At 36.9% G+C, this 1,576-nt stretch carries 1 protein-coding gene; it reads right to left on the bottom strand.

The features are described from left to right. Positions 1-379: 379 nt before the first annotated feature. A complete protein-coding gene (locus DWZ67_RS19930; protein WP_005824483.1) occupies positions 380-1,327 on the bottom strand; it encodes a tyrosine-type recombinase/integrase in 948 nt (315 codons plus the stop codon). Positions 1,328-1,576 lie beyond the last annotated feature (249 nt).

Here is a 1,576-nt window from a genome sequence, read left to right on the forward strand (position 1 = left end):
CCTTTCGCATACTTCTTTTGTTACTAAGTATTCCGTTACTTCGCAGGTAACGGGAATCTATATTTAATCAATTGCGTGAAAAGATGTTTAATGCAGCTACAGCACAGCTATAATTGTTTATAACATTTTAAATGAATAGAGATAAGGAGGGGATTATAGGTGGAATTCTGATAATAGGACTAAGAAATAAGACTGAGGTGAAAGAGGTTTAAAAGGCTCGCAAGATAGGAAAGCTCTAAAGACTTATTTTGTAGCGCTTTGGCATAAGGAAAGGTGGTTGGGAAACAAACAAGACGATTCTTCCCTTCAAGAGAGGTCTCTTGCGGGAGGAATAAATAAGTACATATTTAGACTATTCTATCAATAAAAAATAAAAAAACTATGCCGAGATTCCATTGCTTTTTACAAAAGAAATTACCTTCTCGTTTGCTTCATCAATCTTCTTGTCGTTGAAAGGTTTGAGATAGGTTTCAGTAACATTTATCGATGAATGTCCCATCGCTTCGGAAATAATGCCAGGGTGAATCTCACAATAATATGCCATTGTGGCCCACGTGTGTCTTGCCGAATACGAACTAAGATGTGAACTCATATTCAAATGTGTTTTTAAAGCTGACAGCTGATAGTTAAAACGCCTCAAAGCTGATTGATACTCTTTATAAGCCGCTTCTGTACCATCCTTGCTACGTAATATTGGGAATAAATAAGGTGAGTTCTCGTCCTTATTGGATACCATGTGTACCAGCTGTAAGGCTTCAGGGGATAGAAGTACCCGTAAGGTGCGACCAGTCTTTCTTCTACGATAGGACAATACATTCCCTTGCAGGTCTTTCTTATGCAAGAAAGCTAAATCGACAAATGGGAGACCACGCATCATAAACATAAAAACAAATAGCATTTTGGCCTTTTGAAGGCTTGAGGAAGGAATCCTTTTGGACAAATCCATTTCTGTCCCGCGAACTAAAGTTCCTATATCCGAAGCTTCCAAAGCTCTTTTCTTGTCTGCTTTAGTTCCTGTATACACATGTTCAAATAATCTAGGAGTATAACGAACACATCGTAAATCTACAGCTCGATTGTAAGCCGAGCGAATGACTTTCATATAGGTAGAAACGGTGTTCCAACTGCAATCTCGTTGACGCAGGTGCATTTCAAAACGTTTCAAAACCACTGGATTCAATTTGCGCAGATGCAAATCCCGATAGTTATTGAATGCGGAAAACACATTCAATGTAGATTGGTAAATATGGGCTGTTCCCCATCTTCCATTTTCTCGAAGCTCTCCAATAATAGTTGACAGCATTTCTTGTAAGGTAATCTCTTTCATCTTCAATTTAAATTATACATTCTCTTATTAATAATATGTATAAGTACAATCCCTTTATAATGCAGAACATACGTGCAAATACACTAATAATTGGGGCGAACAACAATCCCATTAACAAAAAAGTGCGCTTAAATGCAGATTTTTCGATTAATTATAAAAAAACAGCATTATTATTTGCTCATTTATAGAAAAACAATTATGTTTGCACGGAAAATTCCTCCGTTACCTGCGAAGTAACGGAAAAAATCA

This window comes from Bacteroides sp. AF34-31BH (assembly GCF_003602795.1).
Lineage (GTDB): Bacteria > Bacteroidota > Bacteroidia > Bacteroidales > Bacteroidaceae > Bacteroides > Bacteroides uniformis.